This is a genomic window from Paenibacillus sp. NRS-1782 (assembly GCF_050467685.1).
Lineage (GTDB): Bacteria > Bacillota > Bacilli > Paenibacillales > Paenibacillaceae > Paenibacillus > Paenibacillus terrae_A.
This window is the reverse complement of sequence record NZ_JBITPH010000040.1, coordinates 145,994-169,970: the sequence shown is the minus strand read 5'-3', so window position 1 is coordinate 169,970 and position 23,977 is coordinate 145,994. Positions and strand designations below refer to the sequence as shown.

Below are 23,977 nucleotides of genomic sequence, written 5' to 3'. Positions count from 1 at the left end.
TTTCGATTAAATACCCTTATAAATACAATAATTTGAACCTTTCAGGGGTAATTCCCTCGGCCTTGCGGAAAGTCGCCACAAAATGACTGACATCACGGAACCCTACGCGCTCGGCGATCTCTTTTACCGTTAAGTGCGGGAAATCAGTCATCATTTCCTTAGCCTTGCGCAGACGTATGACGATCAGATAAGCGTAAGAGGTTACACCGAATGCCTGCTTAAATAACGTATTCAAATGACGGGCGCTGACATTCATCATCACCGCCATATCAGACAGGCCGATATCCGGGCTGGCGTAATTTTGTTCCATAAAAGCCAGCACTGGCTCCAAACGTTCTACATTATGAGACAAGGAAGGCATAGAGCTGTATTGACCATGCTTACGCAGCAAAGTTAGAAAGCGGTACATATTGGCCGAAGCGTCCAGCCCTGATAAATCCCGTTCACTCACCATAGAATGAAGCATACTTTCTCCAAAGCTGTGCAGTTCACTATGGGCGTCCCAATGATACCCGCGTGTATGCTTCAGCCCTAGCTCAGTTAGCACAGCAGCGGCTATCGGTCCGTCAAACGTAATATACAGCGTTCGCCATACTTTCGTTGCTCGGCTGTAAGCATGGGACTCACCCGGCAGCAGCAGAACTCCAGCCTGTTCTCCCAAACGGAAAGAGCCCCCCTTGAACGTGAATACCCCCTCCCCGGACACGGTCTGAATCCAGTGAAAGCAGGGATAGCCCTCTGGCCGGGATACATCCTCCTGCCTGCTGTTAAATCCGATACTTTCGATAAAAAGCGGTAAAGCATGCTCACGCGTAGTTAGAAAAAATCGCAAATGATGGGGAGTTAAAATCATAAAAGGCACCTCCGGCGCACGCGGTTATGTATTCCTTAATGCAGATCCATATTGTTATATCCATGTTCATTTTATTATATTTAAAAGCGTTTACTTGTATTATAAGATAGATTTATTCTTATATATAGAGGTGATTGGCATGATAAGCGGTAAACTGCCTAAAGTATTTTACGGTGGAGATTACAATCCTGAGCAGTGGGATGACACCACACATCAGGAGGACTTACGAATGTTCCAGCTGGCAGGAATTGATATCGCCACAGTCAACGTATTTTCCTGGGCCAAAATTCAGTCGGATGAAATCACATATCATTTTGAATGGCTGGATCAATTCATCAATAGTTTACATGAAAGCGGTGTCTTTGTGTGTCTTGCCACCAGCACTGCGGCTCACCCTGCCTGGATGGCAACCCGATATCCGGATATCCTTAGGGTCGATGCCGACGGGCGCAAACGAAAATTCGGCGGACGCCACAATTCCTGTCCGAACAGTCCCACCTACCGCAAATATGCGGAGAGCATGGCTGACCGACTGGCAGAACGCTACAAAAATCATCCTGCGATCCTCGTGTGGCACGTGTCCAATGAGTACGGCGGGGATTGCTATTGCGATAACTGTGCTGCTACATTCAGGGTGTGGCTCAAACAAAGATATGGAACACTGGAAGAAGTGAACCGGGTATGGAATACTTCCTTCTGGGGACACACCTTCTATGATTGGAATGAAATTGTACCTCCAAATAATCTGAGCGAGCATTGGGGCGAGAATCACTCCACCTTTCAGGGCATTTCCCTTGATTACGCACGCTTTAATTCAGACAGTATGCTGGAATGCTATTTGCTGGAGTATAACGCAATCAAAAAGCATAACCCCGAAGCTGTCATAACGACTAATCTGATGGGATTTTTCAAGCAACTGGACTATTTCAAATGGGCAAAGCACCTGGATATTGTGTCTTGGGACAGCTATCCGCGGGCTAATACCCCACCGAGCTATACCGCGATGGCCCACGATCTGATGCGTGGTCTTAAGGATGGGCAGCCGTTTATGCTGATGGAGCAAACACCGAGTCAGCAAAACTGGCAAGCGTACAATTCGCTCAAGCGGCCCGGTGTCATGCGGTTATGGAGTTACCAGGCAGTAGCGCATGGCGCGGACACGGTCATGTTCTTCCAGCTTCGCCGTTCCATCGGAGCCTGTGAGAAATTCCACGGGGCTGTGATTGAGCATGTTGGTCATGAGAATACACGCGTATTCCGGGAGGTGGCACAGCTGGGCAAGGAGCTAGGCACATTAGGTAGTACGCTGCTGGATGCAACCGTGAACGCAAAAGTAGCCATTTTGTTCGATTGGGATAATTGGTGGGCACTGGAGAAATCAAGTGGTCCTTCTGTAGCGCTGGATTACGTGGATCAGGTGCATAAATACTATGCCGCCCTCTTCCGCCGTAACGTGCAGGTAGACTTGATTTCCGTGGAATCAGATTTCCAGAAATATGATCTCATTATCGCGCCTGTACTCTACATGGTCAAGCCGGGTACAGCGGAAAAGCTGGAACAATTTACTGAACATGGCGGCACCTTTATCACCACTTTTTTCAGCGGAATTGTGAATGAAAACGATCTGGTCACAATCGGAGGATATCCGGGTAAGCTGCGTAAGCTTCTCGGAATTTGGATAGAAGAAATTGACGCGCTTTTGCCGGAGTCACGCAATCGGATCGTATTGAAGGAACAGATAGGAGCATTACAAGGAGAATATGAATGCGATCTGCTCTGCGACCTGCTGCATAGCGAAGGCGCCGAGGTACTGGCGGAGTATGGCGATGATTTTTATCAGGGAATGCCCGTACTGACACGCAATCGTTTGGGTCAAGGTGAAGCATGGTATGTGGCTTCGGACCCTGAAGAAGCTTTCCTGGACGGCCTGCTGGGCTATATTTGTGAGGAAAAAGGGATTCCGTCCTTGCTGCGTGCTCCTGCGGGTGTGGAGGCCAGCGTGCGCTCCAAGGCTGGAAAATCGTATTTGTTCATCCTGAACCATAACGCCCAGAAACAGAATTATCATCTGGATGAACAAAAAGGACATGAGCTGCTCAGCGGCGAATTTTTAGAAGGTGATGTTACCATTGAAGGCTATGGCTTTCATGTGCTGGAATTATCATAAATATTTAATACCTTACATTATCGTTCACTATACGGTATAAGTGCAATTTCAGGTATCAAAGGAGTTCATCATGAAACGACTGCTATGGATTGGCAGCTTGTCTTATTTTTTAATTGGTCTGGCGCACGTGGTTGTAGGGTCTCTGCTGCCCGTGCTGCTGGAGCACTATGGCCGGACTTATACGGAGGGCGGAAGTCTGATCTTCGCCCAATTTTCCGGTTTTCTGGCTGGCGTCCTGCTGTTGCCATGGCTTGCAAGGCAATTCGGCAAACGCCGGACGCTGGTATTCGCCTTGCTATTACTGTGTGCAGCAGAAGGGCTCTACTCACTGCTGCCCCCATGGAGTTGGCTATATGCCGTCGGAGCCGTAGCTGGCTTTGGCTTCGGTATGGTGGAGGCGGTCATCGGCACCATCGTGATTAGCGGTATTACCGAAGGAACGGGCGCAGCTATGAGCCGCCTGGAAGTCTTCTTCGGGATCGGCGCGTTAGCAATGCCTGCGGTTGCCAGTCAGTTGATTGCCCTTGGCTGGTGGCGGTTAGCCTTCCCAGTCATCTCCGTCTTTGCAGCGGTGGCAGTCGTAGCCTGGCTACGGGGGTCCTTCGGCAAGCTGGATGCCGTATTGGACAAATATGAGCGTCGCGGGGAGAAAGGTACGCAGTCGGGTTCGGCCCCCCATTCTTCATCCACGAGAGCTTCTAAAGTGAAACCTGCGGGAAACTGGCTGCTGCTGGCACTGTTTATCATCTTTTTCTTTATCTATGTAGGGACAGAAATGAGCCTTGCCAATTTCCTGCCCTCCATGTTCATTGAGCGGCTGGGATTGACGCAAGCCGAGGCGGCGCTCAGTGTCACCTGCTTCTGGCTGGCGATGGCCGCCGGGCGGCTGTTCGCAGGCAACATTGCTGATCGTTATGGCTATGGTGTCTTTGTCGCCCTAAGCTCACTGGCAGCGACCGTGCTGCTGTGCGTGTTCCCGTTGATCAAGGGCACTGCTGTTACCTTTGTCCTTATTGCGCTCCTGGGGCTGGGCATGTCCGGCATATTTTCCATCGCACTTGTTTTCGCCAGCAAAATGATGCCAGGCACAGAAGAATCCACCACCAGCCTACTGATTGGTGCAGGTGGAGTTGGGGGTGCTCTGCTGCCCTTATGGCTTGGAAACAGCATGGATCGTGGCGGAGCAGTCGCTTCAGCCTGGTTGCTGGCAGGCTTCGCCTGCATCCTCTGCCTGCTTGGCGGCATTCTGTACGTCCTATACATGCGTAAAAAACGGCTTCAAACCGCTACATCCTAATATATGCCTCTTTCGGCGCATCGGCTGTTCCTTGGTATCATCCTAGGGAGCAGCCGATGCGCTATTGTACATACTGGACGAATGTAACTTGTACAAAGGCCTATTTTGAGCTAAAGATAGATCATTGCCTATGAAACACAGGACAGATATCCATGCCTCCCCTAGATGAATGGAGTAGTATACAACAAACCATATGGAGGTGTTTGTATTGGGTCGTCCCGAATTAAAACGAAAAAAAGGCCGTAAAAAAGACGTTTTTATCCGCTCTTGGTTTAGTAAAAAACGTCCGATGAGAAAATGCCCCTCGAAAAGAAAGTGCTTCTGCAAGGAAATCGTCGTCAGGAAGCAAATCGTCCGTGTAAATATACCTCAAAATGTTTTAGGTATAACAGGCGCAACTGGAGCTATAGGTGTAGCAGGTAACGTAGGTGCAGTGGGTGCTGCTGGAGCCGTCGGAACTGCGGGAAATGTGGGCGCTGCTGGAAATGTCGGGGCTGCCGGAAATGTGGGTACTGCGGGCACCGTTGGGGCTGCCGGGAATGTAGGCACAGCGGGGGCTGTGGGCACTGCGGGTGCGGTAGGACCAACAGGTCCCGTAGGTCCTGCGGGCGTTGCAGGGGCGGTCGGTCCAGCAGGTCCTGCGGGTGCTACAGGCGCAATTGGCTCCACTGGGGCAGCAGGCGCTACAGGCGCAATTGGCTCCACTGGGGCAGCAGGCGCTACAGGTACTACCGGAGCCACGGGAGCAGCAGGGGGATTGTCCCAGTTCGGTTATATTTACAACTTAGGAGCTCAAGTGGTGGCAGTAGAAGCTGATGTGCTTTTCGATACTAATGGTATACTTACGCCTGGAATTACACATGCTCCTGGCACCGCGCAGATTATAGTTACCGATGCGGGTAACTATGAAGTCACTTTATCCGTTTGGGGTGTAGAGCCTAGCCAATTCGGACTCTTTGTCAATGGCATCCTGGCAGCAGGAACCGTGCACGGTTCAGGGGCCGGCACGCAGCAAAACTCAGGGCAGGCCATCATCACTCTAGCGTCCGGTGATATTCTTACTCTTAGAAATCATACTTCTGCCGCCGCAGTAACTCTCCAAATTTTGGCTGGGGGTACACAAATCAACGTAAATGCTTCTGTGGTTATCAACAAATTAAGCTAGACATGGATACATCCGGTTTAACATATGGCTGACCTGCTCATCTGCTAATATCAAACACCAGCTTGTTTCCGCTTGGGTCATGGCAGAAAATCCATTCACTTCTCCATGGGTTGCATGGCCGTCAAGCTCTATGTGTTTTTAGCTTCCACAAAGATCCAACGTCAGGAAGCAGCAGTATAATTTCCTTAACCCCTGTCGCATGAGCGGGAGGATGGGGGTTACCTTCTCCATTCCAACATTGCCGCCGATATGGTGATGATACCCGCCTGTGGACACAAATAAACCGGTATCAAACTTTCCTTGTACTTCAACCCCCATGGTATTCACATAAAAACGTAACGAATCTTCGATATTCGTATGAGTCATATTTTTCCCCTGCTCCATATTATTCATAGTTTTCAATGTGTTTATCGCATACCAAAAAGGCTTACCCCAAATCGGGCTCGAATTGGCATAAACCTTGATTTAATAAGAGAGTATCATTCACTCCTATAGCTTAAAACGCCATAATAATTCCTTTGTCATTGGCATACATTGAACTGATTCCTCTGGTGGACACAATCAGAATATCCTTAAATTGATAGCGGTTCTTTAACGCATTCATTAGCTTCTCAGCAAGCCCAGGATTATTACAATGGGTAATCACAATGCTTTCCCCCTCCGTAGCCCGACCACTTTTTTCAATCGTATCTGCCAGCTTTTCAACGATTTGATTTTGACCACGCGCTTGGGTAAACAATGCGATATTTCCGTCGCCGTCTGAACCCAAAATGGGTCTGATATGCAGGAATGAAAGTATCTTTCCCGTAATTTTATTCATTCGTCCGTTCTTCACCAAATTGTCCAGGTTCTCTAGCACAAAATAGGTTTTCATCTTCGTGATAAAGCTTTCTAGTGAAGAAATAATCTCTCCTTTATGATACCCATCGTCGATCAGCTTGCGCAACTTTAGAGCTAACAATATTTGTCCAGCCGACGCACTTTTCGAATCGAATACATGAACATCAGCTCCTTCTTCCTCCGCCATATCCTTACCAACCAATGCACTTGAATAGGAACTGGACAGATTGCTGGATATTGTAATGGCAAAAGAAGTATGCTCACCTTGAAATGCTTCCTTATACAGCATAGGTGACGGTGAAGCCGATCCAATCTTGGTAGTACAGGCTTTCATTTCTTCCATAAACTGAGGTAAATCTAGCGTTTCATCATCTATAAAGCATTTTTCTCCCAAAGTCATGTGTAACGGGATCGTCGTGATTTTCATTTCTTCTCTAAGCGCTGTCGTTAAGTCACAGCAGCTATCTGCTATTATTTTATACTTCATCCTGTAACACCCTCACATTATGATATTTTCCCAGTAGAATCCGCATTCATAATACTTATGGAAAGCTCAATCAATCGTATAAATTCCTTGACATCGTCCTCGCCCAAACCCTCTACCAGTGCTTCAAAATAGCCTTCAATTCTCCCTTGTTTTTGTTTAATCAGGGATGTACCTTCTGATGTGAGCCTTACACACATTCGTCGTCTGTCATGCTCAGACATTTCCATGGTCACATAGCCTTTTTTTCTTAAGGCCGTAAGCGCTGCCGTAATTCTTGATCTAGATACATGCAGGTGGTCACTGAGTAAGGATGGATTAATTTCATCATCTTGATGCTGAACTAAAAATTGAAGCACATGGTTTTCCCCTTGGATAAGCTCCGTCAGGCTGCTGAATAATTCCATGTCATAAATCCGGTTAACGGATTCTCTCAAATCATCCCTTAATTCATAATCTTTCATAGTGAACCTCCGTAAAACGCATAATACATACAGTTAACTATTAATACTATGTACTATAATGAATTGCTGACGATAATAACAATGAATTATTTGTGAATTTTAACACATAGAGGAGTTACATTAGATGAAACCATTTACTCTTCGCCAATCCCAAAATTCCGATGTTGAAACCATTGCTCATTTACGGGCCATTGTACTGCGTAACGATTTAACCAGGTTAGGAAGATTTGATGAAGAAAAAGTTCGTCAACGCTTCCGTGATGCGTTCGACTCTGTACATACCTGGATCATCGAAGTAGATTCTTCTTTTGTTGGTTGCATAGCTTTTAAACCGACGTTAGACGGTTATTTATTGGAGCATTTTTATATTCATCCCAATTACCAAGGTAAAGGAGTCGGCAATCAAGTATTAAGTAATCTGCTTGAACAAAATGATGTAAAAGGAAAACGTGTAACCTTAAATGTCCTGCAAGGAAGCTCTGCCAGACGTCTTTATGAACGGTTTGGTTTTAAAGTTGAAAGCGAGGATCCTATTGACGTTTACATGTCCTTAATCGTAGAGGGACATTCAAAAACCGTCGAAGGATATTAGCATCTATAATATAAACTGAACTTAAAAGTTTCATGCATTGCCACTACGCATTCGGAGTCAGCTTATATAGAAGAAAAGGCCAACCAGTAAATGCTGGTTGACCTCATCATTTGAAGACTGCCGTACATTTCTTAACGGTAAGAACAGCCTTTCAATGTGATAATATAGTTTCGTTATAACACCGATTTGACGGTGTCTTGGACCTGCTTCAACAGACCTTTATAGCCATCTTCATCAAGGTAGCCGATACTTCCAAGCAGCAAGTGACCGACGGATTCAATTCCAACAAAATCAAAAATCCCTGTATCCGAAGTGATTTTCAATCCTGCTGTCATCCCGATTCCATCGTAAATTTCATTCGGTGTACCGTGAGTATTCACAATAAAACCCTTTTTACCTGTAAGAAGCTTATTAATTCCTTCCGGACCAGACGTATATGCAAAACCGTATGCAAATACACGATCAACGTAACCTTTCAGGATCGCAGGAAGACCTGTCCACCAAATCGGAGAAATAAAGGTGATCGTATCAGACTGCGAAATGTATTCCTGCTCTACTTTGATATCGGTAGGAGTTTGCCCGGCTCTCATAGCGGCAGTATCCTCAGGTTTTAATACAGGTTGAAAATCGAGGGCATATAGATCGCGTACAACGACTTCATCGCCTTTTTCCTTCAAAGCATTTACGACTGTTTCCAGTATTGCGTGGTTAAGGCTTCTTTCAGCGTTAGGGTGAGCATAAACGATAAGATGTTTCATTTTAATTACCTCCAGATGTTTTTATGTTATTTTGACTTTCATATAGATATCTATACATTAATTTAAAAAAATTTATAATCTGTTTTTTACATGTTCCAGCAGATATTCCAGTTGTTCTTTTTCTTCGTCTTTGAGACCACCATAAATGGTTTCTTTTAATCTAATGGAGATCGCCTCAAATACAGGCTCCAGCTCTCTCCCCTTATCGGTCAGATAAATCAGGGTTACTCTGCTATCCTCCCTCTCTTTTTTTCTTTCGACATACCCCAGCTTCACTAGCTTGTCGATCAGAACCGTGACTGTGGGCTGCTGACGAGAAATTTTCTGCGTCAATTCCTTAATAGAAAGCCCGTCCTTTTGATAGAGGAACATTAATATTCCACCATGGGTAGGAACAATCCCTTCAACTCCTTTTGATTCGAGCTCAGTCACAATCCATTTATTGATCGAGTCTCTGATCGTTCCTATCAGTGCAGCTGCGTTATTTTTTAACATACAAGCATTATTGCATAGACATCTATATATATCAAGTATTTTTGTCAGATGTATTTTCGGAGTATGTGATCAATAGAGTTGATGCTGAGGAGCGTTTGACCGAAGAGAGCATTCAGAAGCTTATTTTTTCATTATGTGACTATCACGACTCTATTAACAAATGCCTCCATAAATACAATTCAGTGAAACCGATCCTGAAAGAGCAGTGCCGTTAATATACAATGGGGTTGTCTTATCTCTAGTCACTCAGATTTCTTAAAAGAAAAAGTAAATAAAAAGGGCCGTTCCCAGTGTTGTTCGATGATTTCCTGGGACAGCCCTTATCATATTTAACACAATAATAGCAGTTTTTATTTAAAGAATTTTCTTAAACATCTTGATGACTTGTTCTTTGGTAGGTATGAACGGATTGCCCGGAGCGCAAGCATCCTTCATGGAGTTTTCGGCAAGCAGATCCAAATCCACTTCATTTACACCCAGTTCAGAAAGTTTGGAAGGAATCCCTACTTCCTTCGACAGGTCCTTGATTCTTAGAATGACATAATCTGCGCATTCCTTATCCGTTTTCCCCTTGTCTTCAAAACCGATCACCTTAGCGATGGCACGAAACTTCTCTGGTACATGCTTCGCGTTCTCCTCCTCCACAATCGGCAGCAGCATGGCATTGCAAACACCATGAGGCAAATCGTATACGCCCCCAAGCTGATGCGCCATGGCATGAACGTAGCCCAATCCAGCATTATTAAACGCAAGTCCTCCCAAGAAAATGGCGAAAACCATTTGCTCACGTGCTTCTATATCATGACCGTTTCTCACCGTACGGGCCAAATGATTAAATATAATCTCTACTGCTGCCAACGCCGTCGCATTTGTAACAGGGTAAGAGCCTGGAGTAACCAAAGCTTCAATAGCATGAGTCAAAGCGTCTATTCCTGTAGCTGCCGTTAACGCCGCGGGTTTGTCTACCATCAGTTCAGGGTCGTTTACCGAAATAGTAGCTAAGCTATTCTTGTCAACCAAAACCATTTTGACCTTGCGCTCTTCGTCCGTAATGACATAATTGATCGTGATCTCAGCGGATGTTCCTGCCGTCGTATTAATAGCGACAATAGGCAGCGATTTATGCTTGGATTTATGAACGCCCTCATACTCGGTTATATGTCCCCCATTGGTAGCAATAATGCCGATTCCCTTAGCCGTATCCTGTGGTGATCCTCCACCAATGGAAATTAAAAAGTCACATCCGTTATCTTGTAGAAATTGAACGCCATCATGCACATTTTTACAGGTCGGATTGGGTTTGACCTCATCATATACCACATAGTCCAACCCAATCTCGTCCAACACGGATGTGACCTTGCCTGCAATACCGCTTTTCATCAAAAACTTATCCGTCACAACCAGTGCTTTGTTTAAATTCAGTTCTTTTATATAGGGTCCAACTTCATGCAAACAACCTTTTCCCATTAGATTGATAGACGGTACAAAAAATACATGTGCGCTCATAAACATCGGCCTCCTAAAGGATTCACTTCTTCATGCCTCGCTAAATACGGAACCATTCTTTAAAGTGAAATGTTTCACATATAATTTTATCTTTATTTAATTTTGATGTCAACAACGAAACACAGAATTAATTTGGTTTTATTTTTGTTTTTTTGGTTTATCAAAGAAAACTTATTGATATAACCGTTTTGTCGTGTCATGACGCTAAGTTCAATTTCAGCTAAATTCAGCAACCTCCATGTTTCGGTGTATAGTGAACCTCCAAATGCTTTGCTAAACGACGAGCTGAGGCGTACATCCACCCGGCGCTCTGGTTTCGCAGGTTTCATCGGAATGGGGCCTTGGGCTTCAATAAAATACTCACGTTTGAAGTAAGCGAATACTCAACTAAATAAAAGGACTCCAACCGGCTATATACCGTCAGAGTCCTTCTTTACATCCACTCTAAATTCAATCTGATTCCTCATAAATTAACTTCCGTTAATCTTAAACGATTCAGGTGAAAACTTTACTACGGGGCCTCCATATAGTCCAAAGGGTCATTTGTGTTCTTCATTCATTCGATTGTTTAGAACAAGTAAAAGTTTTTTAATCTCAATCAGTTCGCCTTCGATCCGATGAAGGTGGCTTTGCATATCGTCAATCTCTTGTTCGGCTTTGTAGTTGATCGCGAAGTCAATGATCGATTCATGCTTATCCCTTGCAGCTTGGCGGTTCTGACTCATCATAATGACTGGAGCCTGGAATGCTGCGATAAAGGACAAACACAAGTTCAACAAGATAAATGGAGGTTCATCGAAATGAAAGCGAGTAAACGGCAAGCTGTTCAAGAGTATCCAAATGGTCAGACAGATAGCGAAATAAGTAATAAATCTCCAGCTACCGCCGAATGATGCAATCCGATCCGCAAGACGATCTTGCCAGCTTGTCGTTCTTTGGTACGCTTCATCTAAATGAGAAAGAATGCTATTTTCGTAACTATCGACTAGCCGATCAATACGACGAGTATTTTCCTGATTCAATTCAATATCAAAGCCTTGAATATGAGCAGCACTTTTATTTTGCTGCTTTTTTTGAAAAAAATTCATTTTTGACATGTCGACTGCCTCCTTGTTTTAAGGCAGTCAGGCCCAATACTACCCCGTAGGAGAGGAGTTGCAACCATACTCAATTACGGTATCTAGTTTTAACCCGACTGCCAATAGACTCACTGGTTCTGGATCCGGTTCAGTCGAACTTCGACTACTCATAGAATGGTTCCCCCCCCTCTCCCATATCGTATTGTTGGCTCCATATTTTACTGATCTCACAGGAACCATGTCACTGCCAATACCTAACACATTGAAATAAAAACGCCCCTCAGCTCAACTGAAGGGGCGTCGTTCTGCATGCAAGAAAAGGCATGCAAATATCCGATTCCCCCAAGTCGAGCTTTAGCACTATACGACGTAAAAGAACCAAAGTTCTTTAGCCACATTAAGAAGAGCCTTAATCCGGCAATTCCTGTTATACCCATTGGCATCTTTCGATGTTTCCGGGCAGTGGCTTATGTTCGTATAGGAGCCTCACCTAACGAGGACATCCAAATTTCCCTAGCAAGCATACTGCTGTCCAAATGTGCTGTCAACCCAAATATATTCACTATATTTTACATATGTTTGCACCTGGTGACAACGACGCTGGCACTCCCCCTTATAATGCAAAATAAAAAGTCGCTGTGCCGCAGGTACGGCAAACAGCTAGTCTACAAACTCCACCATATCCTCACTCAACGGCTTTACTACATATACTCTTACCTGGCTTAATGCTGCTGCAAATAGTTCGATATCCGACTTTAACACTTTATATGTATGATTCATGCTTATCACCTCAGTAATTCATATTGAAACAAGGATATCGACACATAAGGATAAAATATGACAAACAAAGACAATAAAAATATTCTTCTTCACTACCAAAGAACTATGTACAAGTATATGCCACATGTATAACATTAAATACAAATACTAGAAAGGTGGTAACAATTTAATGAAAAAAGTATCTTTACTAGCATCAGCACTGTTTATCTCATCTGTAGCTTTCGCAGCGCCTTCTTTTGCCGATCAGGTCACAAGTGACACTTATAGTTCATTTCAAGACTCTAGTAGAAGTATAGAGTCAGTTACACCTTTTGCTAATGTTGAATATGTTGTTACTGTAAACACAGCCAATCTTAAAGATGCTGGAACCGATTCAAATATTTCTATAACTCTGTATGGTTCTAATGGAGATTATACTACCGCTACACTCAATGGAAGCTTTGAACAAGGGGATTCTGATACAACAAGAATCAGCACCAGCAACCTTGGTGACATCAGAAAAATTACGATTAGAACTGATGGATCTGGATATAAACCTGGTTGGAAAATCGCTAATATTAAAATAACTGGAAACGCGAAAACTTTCTCATTTGCAGGCCCTAACCGCTGGCTTGGTGATGGCGGTTCCGCAGATTCCGAAACACTTTTCCCATCCTAATAACAAATTCTTAGTCCAGAATCCACTAACTTAAATATAATTTATAGAAACGTTTGTCCATTGTTTGCTCCCTTTCCAAGCTTATAGGAGCATCGTTATGGTCGACAATAATATAAAGCAAACTAAGGAAAAATATCAAAAAGCCCTACCAACCAATTAGGTTAGTAGAGCTTTTTTTATTTCTCTCGTTTTGACAATGCAAAATTAATTATTTCCCCTGTTATAAGTCCAGCCAAAAAAATATAAACCATCATAGCATTCAACTTATACCCCAGTGCATAAAAAACTCCTAGACACACTGCATAGCCTAGCAAAATACTTGCATCACGTTTTAATAATTTTTTCACGGAGTGCATCCAATAGGGTATGGCTGTGAACTAAAGAACTTCGCAGAGTCAGCCGTACCAATTACTTTATTTCGCGAAGCATCTTGATAGAACACCGTATGGTTAGCGTAGGGGATAGCTTCGCATTTCCTAGGATATGTATATTGATAAATGGTGTAGTAAGCTTGGGTATTCAAACTTGCTCCAGCACCTATAATTACAAGAATGGTTGATACAGGAGCTTTAGTAACCGTTGATATTATCCCTGTTGCAAAAACGATCCCTACGTTCACCCAATCATAGGAGTAATCAAACTTGCCTACAAAGGTTCCTCCTGAAGGAACAGCATTTAACGAAAAATCTGAACGACTCTCTTTAACATTAAAGTTCTCCTGTTTTACACCGTCAATCAGCAAAGTTTGATCTTTTGTGAAATACTCAATTTTAGTTGTTTTTCCATTCTCAACAACAGTTGTTATTCTATGAGTGTCATCATTAAAGTTTGTTGTTACAGTGGCCTCTCCACGATCAGTCTGAATAACTTCTGTTTGAACTAAGTTTACCTCTGGCTTAGTGACTTGTTCAGCATTACTCACCGAAGGCAAAACAGTCGCGCAGAGTAATACTGCTGCTAATAAAGGGACGAATACTTTCTTGAAAAATTTCATAAAAATGTTTCCTCCTATATAATTATTCCAAACATTTATAAATTTTATAATTTTATCAGCAAGAAGTAAGGGGAATTTTGTCGAACATTAAATTACAATAAAAAATTCAACCTCATTTTAGAAAAAAGTATTTAATTAACAATTAATTTAATATTCGGGCCTATGTATATGATATCAGCACCTGCGCCACCTTCAGCACACATTGCCGTTGGAGGATACCCGAAAAAAATGACAAGCACACACTACAAAAACTCTACCGGTTACATACCGATAGAGCCTTTTATAACGAAACAATAATCGGGCATTACCGTGACATTGCTTTAAAAATTAAACCCAACAGGCTTTAGTGATGATAACCAACAGAATAAAGAGCACCAAAATTGCTGCTGGCGATGTGAAAGCACCAAAACAGTTTTCCCTACGCTCTTCCCTACGCTCAGCTCCTCCAACACATCCACTCACATGAACTCCTCCTTTTTTTAAGATACTGTATACCGTATGTGTCATTCAATAAATTTGACAAGGCTAAACGGAAATTACTTCAATTAAAAAATTCTGTTAACCTCAGGTATCTGTAACAGTTTGTCAGGTGGAACTAATATTCGCTCCATAAGTCCACGCTTACTATAAAGCAGTATATACACGATGTTATCAGAAGTTTGAAATGACGTATATCCGTGTTTCATCCTGATATCTCTTTTATATCGCTCCATGTGATTGCTTGAATAAACCATTTTCCCCATGCCGAAAGTACCTTTTTACTGTGATTAAATAAGCAGAAAACCCCTGCCGCAAGTGGCAAGGGTCGGATATAATTATGTAGTTTATGTGGGTTGTGATCTAGTTAGAGTTTACACAAACTCATGTTATTAATTAGTTTGTGTAAGTCTATTAGGCGAATCATAGCACTTTATACTATCTCCGAAAAGTGTGATTTTGTTTTATCAAGTCCAAGCAACAATAGAGCAATATAGTTGCGATGACTGAAGGGTACGATGCCACCTCGGTGGATGAAATTGCCCGCGAAAGCGGGATGGTGAAGGCTTCCTTTTATAAATACTTTCAAAGTAAAGAAGAGTTGCTGCTGGGGACAATCGTCCTGATTGAAAAACTTCTTGATGCAGATATTAAAGAACTTTATTTGAAGCACCAGCTACCTTCCCGTGAAAAGTTGAGACAACTGAATTTGATTGCGCTGGGCCGGATTTATAAGAATAAAGTTCATTTGCTGGTATACTCCGTCCCTTTAATCGGTTCCAAGGAAGAAAAAATCGCACAAGCTATTGACCGTGTTGAACATCATTTATCTAACGTGATGGTTGATTTCTTAATTGATGCTTATGGAGAGTCCATACATGACTATGCGTACGATATTGGGTTTGTCGTCAAAAGCATTATTATCAATTCCTTCCGAATGAGCGATTCAGAGCTGTCCTGGACGGAACATCAAACACTGGCTGAATTTATCGTCAGCATTACGGATATGCTGGCACAAAGTATGCTGAGCCCTGATGTTCAACATCAAATCATGTGGGGCCGCGATTCCGGATTCCATGAAGATTCTGATCAAATCTGGACCAAAGGAAGACAAATCGCCCATGTGCTTCAACATATGGAAGCAGTCTTGAAACAAATCGAATTAGATGAAGCAATCCAGAAAGAACATATGCAAATACTAAGCAGGCTACAGGGGGAGCTTTCGGAACAAAACGTGGAAACTGCCCACGTTAAAGCACTCCTCCTTTTTTTAGAGCAGCTACCCGAGTTACAGGAAGACTGTACCAAGCTGAAAGCTATTTTAGAAATGTAAAGGGTTCCGTTCAGCTTAAGATAAAGAGGTCCACGATGGTCAGATACTACTACCATGATGGACCTCTTTTTTCTGTTGCACATCCTTCTTCTACGCTCACCGTAATGGCGAATATCCAAGCCGATTCAGCTCCTCCGCAATGACGCGATAGCCGCGACTGTTCGGATGCACTCGATCCAGCGAGAGCAGCTCCCGTTCGTTGCCCTCAAACGCAGGGTAAATGTTCGCCACACGGTAATTGGGACCGCCCAGCGTAGCGAGAAATGAGTTATATTGGCGCACATATATCCCCGCCTCCCGCACGCCCGGCAAAGGATTATACAACCCCACCATTCGAATGATAAATGGCTCATGCTGACCGGATTTTATCTGATACAGGGCATGTACGATTTGACGTACATGTTCTTTTGTGCGATTCAACGCTTGCGGAATGGCTGACGCAGACGAGCCGGAGCCTCCAGCAAGAGTGCTGACATACGGACGTAGATCATTCCCGCCGATCGTCACCGTTATGAGATCAGCCCGGATCAGCCCCGACCGAAAGAGCGGATTGTTGCGGATCAAAGACAGCAGTTCCTGCGATGTCAGTCCGTTGATTCCCAAATTCTCGTAACTGACTGGAGTACGAAGACGTGCTTCCGCCATTCGTCGATAGATAGGCACAAATCCGCCAGTCAGCAGCGTCCCAGCACCTGTCGTTAATGAATCTCCTATAGCCGTGTAGTGGTACCCCATTGGAACCCAACTCCCCCGCTAATTCCTTTGCAACCAAAGGCACATCAACTTTTACATGAGAATGATGTCAATTCCAGACATATCATATCTTATGTAAAAAAAGAGACTCAGGACCCGGAGATTCGCTTATTCTTCGTCCATTTCATATACACAATGAAATTGCCCATCCTCGGACAAGTCCTCCGATCCGTATACGGCAAAGCCCACGTTGCGAAAAAAGTCTGCCCCTTCCGCATCCGTGTCCACAGTAAGCCGTTTCGGATTACGCTCCTGTATGAGCGTAATCAGCATACCTCTGGCATATCCTCTATAACGGTTTTCAGGCAATACGGCCAGATGCCGGATTACGATGGTTTCATCCTCCTGCTCCTCAAATCCGACAATACCTACAATAAGTCCTTCATCTTCTACACCGAATAGCTTCCAGTCATCCGAGGTTTGATAGGTACGTAAAGCTGCCTCTCCGCGCTCAGGGTGATCCAGCACGGCGTAGGTTAGCAGCTCCAGAACCTCCTCACGATCTGAATCTGTTTTTATATTTTTAAACATCGTTCGTCGTCTCTCCTTATATCCTGAAATGGGGATTACACTCTAGTTCTCCAACATAAGCAACGGCCAGTTATCCAGCCACTGCTTCTCAAATACACGCTGACGAAAGGCCGTCGTATGGCGGAACAATGGACTTTGGCGTACCCGCATATCCAGTAGATCATTTAATCCATGCGGACAAACGACCTCCATTTGATCCTCGTCATTCAATCTAATCGCTACTGCCGTAGCCGTCTCTGGCCAGCGGCTCATCGCATCCTCTACCGAAGCATAAGGAGCTGTCCCGTTGCGAAGATGCATCCGCGCCTGATTTTTGACAGACCAGTTGCGTCCCGCCTGCTTGCGGTTCAAGGACAGCTCAAGGTGCTCGTCCCGTTCCTCCAGCGTATTTTTCGGGTCAAAATAAATAACATCTATATCATTCAAAGGTGTAGGAGTTGTATAACCATGCAGCTGGTCCCATACCCGATTACGTACATAGCCTGCGGCAATACAGCCTTGCGGCAGCCTCAGCTCTCGCACATAACGCAAGTCTTCCAGCACCTGAGGATCATTCATATATTGTATGATTCGTAGCACATCTTCTTCCGACTTCATCCTGCACTCAGCTCCCTTTTTTATGATGACAGTTACTGCACGGGCTCCCCTCCTTGAACTGCAACCCGGGCTGTACGCTGCTCCAGACGGCGGCGTGCGACCAGCAGGAACGGAATGCCAAGCACGACCGACAGCGCAACCGGAACAAAAACGGCAAGCGGCGCTGTTTGACCATAGGTATCCAGCAGCCAGCCACCAAACAAAGGAGCAAGCACGCTACCCAAATTATTAAAGCCAATCGCACCGAAATAGGTCCCTTTATATTGAGCATCTGCAATTTGGTCAATCAATACGTCCAGCATCGTGAACAACAGCACTTCGCCCACTGTAAACAGCACCATATTCAGTATAAACAACCAGCCCGAATTTAACATACCGCACAGCAATAGGCTGACCGCAATACATATATTTCCGACAATCAAGGAATTCACCGGGGAAAAACGGCTTGCCAGCCGTACCAGCGGATATTGAAAAGCCAATACACACACCGCGTTGACTGTAAGCATATATGTAAACCACCGGGTTCCTTCCTCGAAGGATAAGGACAAGAATTGAGGCATCGTGGAATTGGAATGAGCATAACCCATGACGCAAAATACCGTCCCCAGCAAAATCGGCATAAACACCGGATCACGGCTGGCTGTACGGAACGCCTCACCCATCCGTAGTGGAGCCTCTCCCGCCGTTGTCCCTGTACGCAGATCCGATGCATACCGAGCAAATTGGATCAACAGCAACACCCCGTACAGCGCATACACACCAGCCGCTACCATAAACGGTGTACCTGAGGATGCCGATCCTAACATCAAACCAAGCAACGGCCCTGCCACTACACCTACATTAATCGCCGCATATCTCATATTGTAGATAAGCAATCTTTTTTCCTTGGGGGTTACATCGGATAACAGTGCCCGCGAGGTCGGCTCGAACAAGGATCTGCACAGTCCATTCAGAGCATTGATGACGAAAAAGGCCCAGGCCGCTTCAGCCAACGCAAAAGCCACGAATACAAGCGCCCAACTGGCGATGGACACCAGCATCACTTTACGCCGTCCGATCCGATCGGAAATGTAGCCGCCATAAAAGCTGGAAAAAATGCCAACTAATGAACTGACCGATACGATCATCCCTGTATGGAAAGGGGATACCCCCAATCGGGTAGTCAAATAAATAGACAAAAACGGGATACTCATGGATGTCGCCATCCGACCAAATATGGTACCCGCAATAATCGTCCAGGCCAGTGGGTGAATCGAACGAAGCTGTTCCTTCATATCTGTTATCTATGTCTCCTTCTCTGCCCTGTCTCCAGAAAAAAACTTGCACACAGCGCTTCCATCTGTGTGCAAGTCTAACAGGAATAATTCCAACGATTACTGATGGTGCCTATTCGTCAATTATACCTGATTTCCACCTCTACATTAACCCGTTGCCCAAAATTACGACAAAAAAATAAAATACCGGGAAACCAGTATTTTATCTAAAAGCATATTTAGTGCGTATATTCGCAGCTTATTAGTCGTTACTTTTCTGTCCCTCAGCCGTTAGCCCCAGCTTTTTTAGCAGATGAATGACCTGTTCTTTCTCTTCCACAGATAATCCGTCCACTGTCTCCATAATGACACGATGATGCTGTGGAAATATTTGTTCAAAAAAATGACGTCCCTCGTCAGTCAGTTCAGCATAAATCACACGCCGATCATCCTGTGATGCACGCCGGGTAAGCAGCTTTTTTTTCTGAAGTTTATCTACGACATACGTAATATTTCCGCTGGAGATCAGCACCTTTTCACCAATTTTCTGCAAGGGCTGCGGTCCTCGATAATACAACAGATCGAGCACACCAAATTCCGTTGTGTTCAATCCATGACTATGAATATCCCGATTCGTGCGGGATGTGACCGAATTATAGGCTCGAGCCAGCACAACAAACAAGTTCAGCGCCAAGTCCTGATCATCTGGTTTTACAGACATATTAACAGCCTCCGTTACTCATATCTTTATTCGAAGATATCTTAATTGCAAACTTTTGTCAAGCTCAACCGTTTTATACCTTTGTTCATAAGGTCTATGATGAGAAAATGACAGTCTAATATGTAAAAAAGCCCGTCTCCAATCGGTACCAGAAGCACCGTTCGTGAGAGCAGGGCTTTCATCATTCAATCCCAAACCTCTTTCGTAGAAGCTCGTAAACAACTCGGCCGATAAGCATGCCCAGTACATTCAGGATCACATCATCCACGTCCATCGTGCCTGCACCAAGCAGCATTTGGGACACTTCAAGAATGACCAGCGCGACCACCACTGTCAGCAGCAAGCTACCAAATCTGCGTAAGGATACCCAAATGACAGGCAGAAGGATGCCAAACGGGACGAATATAACAATATTACCGAGCAAATTGACACCCCACACCCGGAAAGGAAGCGACTGCGCCGCCCTCAGATATCGCCCGATCGTATCCAGCGGAACTATATTATACGAATATGGAGGACCCGGTCGTAAGGTACGTCCAAAACCAAGAAACATCCAGTATAATAACAGTCCCGTATATACAATGAATGCTACGAAGGCGACAGTACGAAGCAGACGGACGCTAGACATTACTTGTTACGAACATCAATCTGTCCATTGGCCCGTGCGATGATAACCTGGTCCGCCATGTTAATGAACAGTCCGTTATCAACCACACCCGGAATTTGATTCAATCGGATTTCCAGCTCTTGCGGGTTCTCAATGGTTCCGTAATGACAATCGACAATATAATTGCCGTTATCCGTAAGGAAACGCTCACCGTCCTTCATGCGCCATTTAGCCTGGCAGCCTGTCTGCTGTATTGCCTCCAACGTCCATACACTGGCAAAAGGTACGACTTCGACCGGTAATGGAAATGCACCTAGCACCTTCACATCCTTGGACTCGTCCACAATAATGATCAGCCTGTTACTGTTGCTTTCCACGATTTTCTCTCTCAGTAAAGCTCCGCCTCCGCCCTTCACCAGAACAAGCTGCTCATTCACCTCGTCCGCTCCGTCAATGGTTACGTCGAGTCGTCCAATCTGATCAAATGGAACGATGGGAATTCCCAGTTCTCTGGCCTGATCCTCCGAGGCTTGGGAAGTAGCTACAGCCTCTATATGTAAGCCTTGCGCCACACGCTCACCTATTTTTTGAATGGCCCAATAAGCTGTCGAGCCTGTGCCGAGTCCTACTTTCATGCCGTCCTGAATGGCTTCAACTGCTTTTTCAGCTGCTTTTTGCTTCAAATTCATTGTCATCTCTCCCGCTGTATAGGCTAGTATGGATCATCATTTATTTTATATGAAAACGTTTTATAAAGACACTGTCAGGTTCTTACCGTAACAAAGACTATTTTCATCCTCTTCATATTCACCAAATCGTTCAATAGGCTCATATCCCTGCTTCGTATAAAGCGCAATGGCTTCAGGTTGAGGAGCCCCTGTCTCCAGCTTGATTCTTACAGTGCCTCGTTTCCGGGCCTCACCTTCCAGAAAAGCTAACAGACTGACGGCAATGCCTTGCCTGCGATAAGAAGAATCGACATAAAATCGTTTAAGCTCCATCTCTTCCACATCTATAGGCCTAAGTCCACCGCAAGCGACCGGTTTTTCATCCAAATACACAACAGCGAAAATCATTTCTTTAACTTTCGGATTGGAAAAATCAACCAAGTAAATTTCATCAGCAGGATACCTTTCCAGCAAATCCTCATCCAGCCTTTGAATCAATTCATGTAGATCTGCATGATCGCTTTTAACCTTTACAATTGTAAGCTTGGACATTCTTTTCATCCCTCTCCCTATGTCGTGTTGCTATATTGGCTCATTTTGCAAGGAATCCGCAAAAACCGCGGCAAATCAAGCATCTGTAACACCAAATATGAAAAATGTCCCAAATAGACAAGTGCATTTGACTCTATTATAAAGTATGATGGTTTCTATTGGATACCTACTTGAAGCCTGAAATGAATTCGAATTTCAAGTTGAAGTATAAAATGGAATATACTGAAATATACACAGGAATTACCCGGTAAAAATTAAATTTTTATTGGGCAAGGTATTCATTTCAAGGGCTTGTTGTACGACATATATATAGGGATACATACTCATCCAAAAAGGACTAAAGACCTATCAACAAAAACTCAAGGGGTCTATTTCCTTAATTACTATGTTTGTAAGGGGGACTAAATTATCTCATTCGATAAGCGGTTCAACACCATATACAAAAATTACAACCAGGGAGTGGAACATTTTGAAAAAGTGGAGTAGCTTATCTTTCTTCACCAAGAACTTATTATTATCTTTCTTCAACATCGTATTGATCGGGCTAGTCCTCATCGTGTCCAGCTATTTGATCCAACGTACGATTTTGATAGACCAGCTACATGGGCAAGTGGAAAAAATCACATTAAAGTGGGCTGAGGGAATTAATGTAAATGAAGTAACCCAAGCCGTTCAGGAAAAAAGTTATGATGGTCCCGTTCAGGCCAAACTCCGCGCTTATCTGGATAACATTACAGCAACGAACCCGAATATCTCTCAAGCTTATATTTTCGGAACCGAACTGGAAGACGGTGACAAGACATCTATTGTAGCGATGCCTACCGCTCTGAGAGAAGCATTCGAAAAAGATAAATTGGGTGTCGGCGGTATGTATAAACAACCTTCTGTAGTTGCGGAAGGCGTAAGCCACATGCTGGATACCGGAAAACCAACGTTTACCAGCTTCTATGATGACAGCTTTGGTACGTGGACAACCTTGACGTACCCGCTTAAAGATTCAAGTGGCAAAATCTTTGCATATTTTGCTGTCGATGCTGATGCAGGCGCTGTACCTGCCGGGTTGACCAAGCTGCTGATCAGCGGTGCTACCATTCTGGCTATCTTCCTGCTCATCTGCTTGGCGCTCCAATATTGGGTCGTGAAGCGTACGCTGTCCCCTATTAAACAACTGATGTTCGGTATCAGTGAAGTAAGCCGTGGAAATCTGGACGTTCAGATTCAAGCAGGGCAAGACGATCTGGGCGTTGTGAATAGAAACTTCAACGATATGGTAAGCCATATTAACAGCATTATGACCAAAGTGAAGCTGACAACTGATGAAGTGAATGAATCGGCGAAGGAATTACTCGCAATCTGCGAACAAAACGGAATCAATTCGAACATCATCAATCAGAACATCAATGAAATTACGGGAAATATCCGTTCACAGGAAAAGGCAACGGGCGATAGCGCACGTGCCATGGCTGAAATGGCCTCGGTTATCCAAAATATTGCCGCCAGTTCCGCCACAGTTGCAGAGGAAGCCAATTCGGTAGAGAAGCGTTCTAATGAAGGCAACGAAATCATGGGCAAGGTTTCTTCACAAATGCATTTGATTACCGATACAGTTACAAATACATCCCGTATTATCAAGTTACTGAACGACCGCTCACAGGAAATTGGTAATATCATCGGTACGATTTCAGGCATTTCCAGCCAAACGAACCTGCTTGCCCTGAATGCTTCAATTGAAGCAGCGCGTGTCGGTGAGGAAGGTAAAGGCTTTGCCGTGGTTGCCAGCGAAGTACGCAAGCTGGCAGAACAAACAGCGGATGCAACGAAACAAATCACGCCACTGATTGAAGAGATTCAAAGTGAAATCGGTCAGGCTGTGAAGTCGATGGAACAAGGTAACGTTGAGGCACAGAGCGGAATTGTCGTAGCCGGACAAGCAGGAGAGCTGTTCAATAACATTCTTCAAGCAACCAAAACGGTGGCATGGCAAATTCAAGAAGTATCCAGCGCTACCGAGGAAATATCCGCCGGTACGCAGGAAATGACGGCGACAGCAGATGAACTTTCTTCCACCGTAAGCAAGACAGCCAACAATAGTGTTCACATTGTGCAAACAGTGGAGGAACAAAAAGCTTCTCTGGATTCGATCATTGAATCGTCCCATAAGCTGTCTTCCATGTCGGAAGAGCTTCAGGAGATTACTTCTTACTTCAAAATTGCAGACCCTAACCGCACCAAATCATAATTTTCATAAGTAAGTCGTTCGGTAGTGCCTCCCTCCTATTCATGCATTTGAAGGGATGAGAGGCATTTACTGACTTTAGCATTCATATTACGACATCATATGTTCAGGAGGTTA

Annotated in this window: 25 protein-coding genes and 1 riboswitch; of the genes, 7 read left to right on the top strand and 18 right to left on the bottom strand. The window is 44.4% G+C overall.

Annotated features, from left to right (window positions below):
• Nucleotides 1-16: 16 nt before the first annotated feature.
• Nucleotides 17-853, bottom strand: coding sequence for a helix-turn-helix domain-containing protein (locus ACIFQM_RS15495; protein WP_430040336.1), 837 nt, complete (start codon nt 851-853; stop codon nt 17-19).
• Between the two features lie 139 nt (nt 854-992).
• Here ACIFQM_RS15495 and ACIFQM_RS15490 point away from each other — a divergent pair, with 139 nt between their 5' ends.
• From ACIFQM_RS15490 to ACIFQM_RS15480, 3 genes are all read left to right on the top strand, one after another.
• Nucleotides 993-3,020, top strand: a complete 2,028-nt coding sequence (locus ACIFQM_RS15490; RefSeq protein WP_430040338.1) for a beta-galactosidase — start codon at nt 993-995, stop codon at nt 3,018-3,020.
• A 70-nt stretch (nt 3,021-3,090) separates the two neighbouring features.
• Nucleotides 3,091-4,317: an MFS transporter gene (locus tag ACIFQM_RS15485; RefSeq protein ID WP_430040340.1), complete on the top strand. Its 1,227-nt coding sequence runs from the start codon at nt 3,091-3,093 to the stop codon at nt 4,315-4,317.
• A gap of 364 nt (nt 4,318-4,681) precedes the next feature.
• Nucleotides 4,682-5,482, top strand: a complete 801-nt coding sequence (locus ACIFQM_RS15480; RefSeq protein WP_430065773.1) for a collagen-like protein — start codon at nt 4,682-4,684, stop codon at nt 5,480-5,482.
• A 138-nt stretch (nt 5,483-5,620) separates the two neighbouring features.
• Here the strand turns inward: ACIFQM_RS15480 and ACIFQM_RS15475 are convergent, their stop codons facing one another.
• From ACIFQM_RS15475 to ACIFQM_RS15465, 3 genes are all read right to left on the bottom strand, one after another.
• Nucleotides 5,621-5,848: a hypothetical protein gene (locus ACIFQM_RS15475; RefSeq protein WP_430040342.1), complete on the bottom strand. Its 228-nt coding sequence runs from the start codon at nt 5,846-5,848 to the stop codon at nt 5,621-5,623.
• Nucleotides 5,849-5,978: 130 nt separating this feature from the next.
• On the bottom strand, nt 5,979-6,809 hold the full coding sequence (locus ACIFQM_RS15470) for a DegV family protein (protein WP_430040343.1): 831 nt from the start codon (nt 6,807-6,809) through the stop codon (nt 5,979-5,981).
• 17 nt (nt 6,810-6,826) lie between these two features.
• A complete protein-coding gene (locus tag ACIFQM_RS15465) occupies nt 6,827-7,270 on the bottom strand; it encodes a MarR family winged helix-turn-helix transcriptional regulator (protein WP_430040345.1) in 444 nt (147 codons plus the stop codon).
• Nucleotides 7,271-7,394: 124 nt separating this feature from the next.
• On the opposite strand from ACIFQM_RS15465, the gene ACIFQM_RS15460 reads away from it, so the two are divergent.
• A complete protein-coding gene (locus tag ACIFQM_RS15460) occupies nt 7,395-7,862 on the top strand; it encodes a GNAT family N-acetyltransferase (RefSeq protein WP_430040347.1) in 468 nt (155 codons plus the stop codon).
• 173 nt (nt 7,863-8,035) lie between these two features.
• Here the strand turns inward: ACIFQM_RS15460 and ACIFQM_RS15455 are convergent, their stop codons facing one another.
• The 4 genes from ACIFQM_RS15455 to ACIFQM_RS15440 all read right to left on the bottom strand — a co-directional run bounded on the left by ACIFQM_RS15455 (nt 8,036) and on the right by ACIFQM_RS15440 (nt 11,718).
• Complete coding sequence (locus ACIFQM_RS15455; RefSeq protein WP_430040349.1) at nt 8,036-8,620, bottom strand: NAD(P)H-dependent oxidoreductase; 585 nt, start codon at nt 8,618-8,620, stop codon at nt 8,036-8,038.
• A gap of 72 nt (nt 8,621-8,692) precedes the next feature.
• Nucleotides 8,693-9,115 carry a MarR family winged helix-turn-helix transcriptional regulator gene (locus tag ACIFQM_RS15450; RefSeq protein ID WP_430040351.1) on the bottom strand — a complete coding sequence of 141 codons (423 nt, stop codon included), beginning with the start codon at nt 9,113-9,115 and terminating at the stop codon, nt 8,693-8,695.
• Between the two features lie 354 nt (nt 9,116-9,469).
• Nucleotides 9,470-10,621 carry an iron-containing alcohol dehydrogenase gene (locus ACIFQM_RS15445; RefSeq protein ID WP_430040353.1) on the bottom strand — a complete coding sequence of 384 codons (1,152 nt, stop codon included), beginning with the start codon at nt 10,619-10,621 and terminating at the stop codon, nt 9,470-9,472.
• 539 nt (nt 10,622-11,160) lie between these two features.
• Nucleotides 11,161-11,718, bottom strand: coding sequence for a DUF1003 domain-containing protein (locus ACIFQM_RS15440; RefSeq protein WP_430040355.1), 558 nt, complete (start codon nt 11,716-11,718; stop codon nt 11,161-11,163).
• 314 nt (nt 11,719-12,032) lie between these two features.
• Nucleotides 12,033-12,205: riboswitch (M-box (ykoK) riboswitch) on the bottom strand.
• A gap of 444 nt (nt 12,206-12,649) precedes the next feature.
• On the opposite strand from ACIFQM_RS15440, the gene ACIFQM_RS15435 reads away from it, so the two are divergent.
• Nucleotides 12,650-13,138 (top strand): PLAT/LH2 domain-containing protein, encoded by a 489-nt coding sequence (locus ACIFQM_RS15435; protein ID WP_430040357.1) that lies wholly within the window; start codon nt 12,650-12,652, stop codon nt 13,136-13,138.
• A 176-nt stretch (nt 13,139-13,314) separates the two neighbouring features.
• Here ACIFQM_RS15435 and ACIFQM_RS15430 read toward each other — a convergent pair whose 3' ends face one another.
• Together ACIFQM_RS15430 and ACIFQM_RS15425 are read right to left on the bottom strand one after the other, a co-directional pair.
• Entirely contained in the window at nt 13,315-13,494 is a 180-nt protein-coding gene (locus ACIFQM_RS15430; protein WP_430065755.1) for a hypothetical protein, read from the bottom strand.
• Nucleotides 13,482-14,132, bottom strand: coding sequence for a hypothetical protein (locus ACIFQM_RS15425; RefSeq protein WP_430040361.1), 651 nt, complete (start codon nt 14,130-14,132; stop codon nt 13,482-13,484). Before ACIFQM_RS15425 ends, ACIFQM_RS15430 begins: the two co-directional genes overlap by 13 nt.
• Nucleotides 14,133-15,111: 979 nt before the next feature.
• Between ACIFQM_RS15425 and ACIFQM_RS15420 the strand changes: the two genes are divergently transcribed.
• Nucleotides 15,112-15,942, top strand: a complete 831-nt coding sequence (locus ACIFQM_RS15420; protein WP_430040363.1) for a TetR/AcrR family transcriptional regulator — start codon at nt 15,112-15,114, stop codon at nt 15,940-15,942.
• A gap of 96 nt (nt 15,943-16,038) precedes the next feature.
• Here the strand turns inward: ACIFQM_RS15420 and ACIFQM_RS15415 are convergent, their stop codons facing one another.
• The 8 genes from ACIFQM_RS15415 to ACIFQM_RS15380 all read right to left on the bottom strand — a co-directional run bounded on the left by ACIFQM_RS15415 (nt 16,039) and on the right by ACIFQM_RS15380 (nt 21,624).
• Entirely contained in the window at nt 16,039-16,677 is a 639-nt protein-coding gene (locus ACIFQM_RS15415) for a GDSL-type esterase/lipase family protein (RefSeq protein ID WP_430040365.1), read from the bottom strand.
• Nucleotides 16,678-16,803: 126 nt separating this feature from the next.
• Nucleotides 16,804-17,226 (bottom strand): GNAT family N-acetyltransferase, encoded by a 423-nt coding sequence (locus ACIFQM_RS15410; RefSeq protein ID WP_430040367.1) that lies wholly within the window; start codon nt 17,224-17,226, stop codon nt 16,804-16,806.
• 42 nt (nt 17,227-17,268) lie between these two features.
• On the bottom strand, nt 17,269-17,823 hold the full coding sequence (locus tag ACIFQM_RS15405) for a nucleotidyltransferase family protein (RefSeq protein WP_430040369.1): 555 nt from the start codon (nt 17,821-17,823) through the stop codon (nt 17,269-17,271).
• Nucleotides 17,824-17,855: 32 nt separating this feature from the next.
• A complete protein-coding gene (locus tag ACIFQM_RS15400; RefSeq protein ID WP_430040371.1) occupies nt 17,856-19,097 on the bottom strand; it encodes an MDR family MFS transporter in 1,242 nt (413 codons plus the stop codon).
• A gap of 241 nt (nt 19,098-19,338) precedes the next feature.
• Nucleotides 19,339-19,797 (bottom strand): MarR family winged helix-turn-helix transcriptional regulator, encoded by a 459-nt coding sequence (locus ACIFQM_RS15395; RefSeq protein WP_044648507.1) that lies wholly within the window; start codon nt 19,795-19,797, stop codon nt 19,339-19,341.
• 181 nt (nt 19,798-19,978) lie between these two features.
• Nucleotides 19,979-20,425 carry a VanZ family protein gene (locus ACIFQM_RS15390; RefSeq protein WP_430040374.1) on the bottom strand — a complete coding sequence of 149 codons (447 nt, stop codon included), beginning with the start codon at nt 20,423-20,425 and terminating at the stop codon, nt 19,979-19,981.
• Nucleotides 20,425-21,093: a ribose-5-phosphate isomerase RpiA gene (rpiA, locus tag ACIFQM_RS15385; protein ID WP_430040376.1), complete on the bottom strand. Its 669-nt coding sequence runs from the start codon at nt 21,091-21,093 to the stop codon at nt 20,425-20,427. Before rpiA ends, ACIFQM_RS15390 begins: the two co-directional genes overlap by 1 nt.
• 60 nt (nt 21,094-21,153) lie before the next feature.
• A complete protein-coding gene (locus ACIFQM_RS15380; protein WP_430040378.1) occupies nt 21,154-21,624 on the bottom strand; it encodes a GNAT family N-acetyltransferase in 471 nt (156 codons plus the stop codon).
• Between the two features lie 469 nt (nt 21,625-22,093).
• Here ACIFQM_RS15380 and ACIFQM_RS15375 point away from each other — a divergent pair, with 469 nt between their 5' ends.
• A complete protein-coding gene (locus ACIFQM_RS15375) occupies nt 22,094-23,863 on the top strand; it encodes a methyl-accepting chemotaxis protein (RefSeq protein WP_430040380.1) in 1,770 nt (589 codons plus the stop codon).
• Nucleotides 23,864-23,977: the final 114 nt, after the last annotated feature.

Excerpts from the sequence above, each read along its gene's own strand:
- ACIFQM_RS15415 (WP_430040365.1), bottom strand. The coding sequence starts at position 16,677 with ATGGGGTACCACTACACGGCTATAGGAGATTCATTAACGACAGGTGCT.
- ACIFQM_RS15495 (WP_430040336.1), bottom strand. The coding sequence starts at position 853 with ATGATTTTAACTCCCCATCATTTGCGATTTTTTCTAACTACGCGTGAG.
- ACIFQM_RS15410 (WP_430040367.1), bottom strand. The coding sequence starts at position 17,226 with ATGTTTAAAAATATAAAAACAGATTCAGATCGTGAGGAGGTTCTGGAG.
- ACIFQM_RS15420 (WP_430040363.1), top strand. The coding sequence starts at position 15,112 with ATGACTGAAGGGTACGATGCCACCTCGGTGGATGAAATTGCCCGCGAA.
- ACIFQM_RS15470 (WP_430040343.1), bottom strand. The coding sequence starts at position 6,809 with ATGAAGTATAAAATAATAGCAGATAGCTGCTGTGACTTAACGACAGCG.
- ACIFQM_RS15435 (WP_430040357.1), top strand. The coding sequence starts at position 12,650 with ATGAAAAAAGTATCTTTACTAGCATCAGCACTGTTTATCTCATCTGTA.
- ACIFQM_RS15490 (WP_430040338.1), top strand. The coding sequence starts at position 993 with ATGATAAGCGGTAAACTGCCTAAAGTATTTTACGGTGGAGATTACAAT.
- ACIFQM_RS15425 (WP_430040361.1), bottom strand. The coding sequence starts at position 14,132 with ATGAAATTTTTCAAGAAAGTATTCGTCCCTTTATTAGCAGCAGTATTA.
- ACIFQM_RS15380 (WP_430040378.1), bottom strand. The coding sequence starts at position 21,624 with ATGTCCAAGCTTACAATTGTAAAGGTTAAAAGCGATCATGCAGATCTA.
- ACIFQM_RS15390 (WP_430040374.1), bottom strand. The coding sequence starts at position 20,425 with ATGTCTAGCGTCCGTCTGCTTCGTACTGTCGCCTTCGTAGCATTCATT.
- ACIFQM_RS15395 (WP_044648507.1), bottom strand. The coding sequence starts at position 19,797 with ATGTCTGTAAAACCAGATGATCAGGACTTGGCGCTGAACTTGTTTGTT.
- ACIFQM_RS15475 (WP_430040342.1), bottom strand. The coding sequence starts at position 5,848 with ATGACTCATACGAATATCGAAGATTCGTTACGTTTTTATGTGAATACC.
- ACIFQM_RS15455 (WP_430040349.1), bottom strand. The coding sequence starts at position 8,620 with ATGAAACATCTTATCGTTTATGCTCACCCTAACGCTGAAAGAAGCCTT.
- ACIFQM_RS15465 (WP_430040345.1), bottom strand. The coding sequence starts at position 7,270 with ATGAAAGATTATGAATTAAGGGATGATTTGAGAGAATCCGTTAACCGG.
- ACIFQM_RS15445 (WP_430040353.1), bottom strand. The coding sequence starts at position 10,621 with ATGAGCGCACATGTATTTTTTGTACCGTCTATCAATCTAATGGGAAAA.
- ACIFQM_RS15440 (WP_430040355.1), bottom strand. The coding sequence starts at position 11,718 with ATGTCAAAAATGAATTTTTTTCAAAAAAAGCAGCAAAATAAAAGTGCT.
- ACIFQM_RS15460 (WP_430040347.1), top strand. The coding sequence starts at position 7,395 with ATGAAACCATTTACTCTTCGCCAATCCCAAAATTCCGATGTTGAAACC.
- ACIFQM_RS15450 (WP_430040351.1), bottom strand. The coding sequence starts at position 9,115 with ATGTTAAAAAATAACGCAGCTGCACTGATAGGAACGATCAGAGACTCG.
- ACIFQM_RS15405 (WP_430040369.1), bottom strand. The coding sequence starts at position 17,823 with ATGAAGTCGGAAGAAGATGTGCTACGAATCATACAATATATGAATGAT.
- rpiA (WP_430040376.1), bottom strand. The coding sequence starts at position 21,093 with ATGAATTTGAAGCAAAAAGCAGCTGAAAAAGCAGTTGAAGCCATTCAG.
- ACIFQM_RS15485 (WP_430040340.1), top strand. The coding sequence starts at position 3,091 with ATGAAACGACTGCTATGGATTGGCAGCTTGTCTTATTTTTTAATTGGT.
- ACIFQM_RS15430 (WP_430065755.1), bottom strand. The coding sequence starts at position 13,494 with ATGCACTCCGTGAAAAAATTATTAAAACGTGATGCAAGTATTTTGCTA.
- ACIFQM_RS15400 (WP_430040371.1), bottom strand. The coding sequence starts at position 19,097 with ATGAAGGAACAGCTTCGTTCGATTCACCCACTGGCCTGGACGATTATT.